1 protein-coding gene is annotated in these 622 nt (G+C 45.2%); it reads left to right on the top strand.

The window, feature by feature from the left end:
• A partial coding sequence (locus ACS8FD_RS22010) for an acetyltransferase (RefSeq protein ID WP_439277437.1) occupies window positions 1–538 on the top strand: 538 nt, incomplete at its 5' end.
• Window positions 539–622 lie beyond the last annotated feature (84 nt).

The raw sequence follows: 622 nt of genomic DNA on the forward strand, positions 1-622 counted from the left end.
TCCTATCGTCGGTCAAACCTTTTATTTTTTAGATTTCCCCATGATGCGCCGGCATTCTAAAGCGGATATCGCAAAGAACCCTGCCTTAAAAGGTCAAGACCTCAAAGAAGCACAACGTGCCTGCGCGCTACTTAAAGACAAGCCCTTTACCTTGCTCAATTATCTAGAAGGAACGCGCTTTACGCCTGTTAAGCATGAGAAACAGCAGTCGTCCTACACGCACCTGCTTAAGCCAAGAGCGGGCGGTTTGGCGCTGGCTATCAATGCGTTGGGTGCCGAAGTAGACGGTATATTGGATATAACGATTGTCTATCCTGATGGCGTACCGACTTATAGTGACTTGTGGAAAGGCAATATCAAGCGCTTAGGCGTCGATGTCCGCTATATCGACATACCAAAGGGTTTATCTGTAGCTGTTCAAAATGGTGGTTATCAAGATGATGATGCCGTCAAAGCCAGAATGTTTGAATGGGTTGAGCATATATGGCGCGAAAAAGATGAGCGCATCACCAAGATGCTGGCTGACTTTAAAGGATAGAAGCCTGCAAGCCAGTTTTAATAAATAAAAAACACCTCTCAAAAACAGCATAGTGCTGCTGGGATAAATTTTTTGAAGCCTCTG

Source organism: Psychrobacter sp. 1U2 (assembly GCF_051847575.1).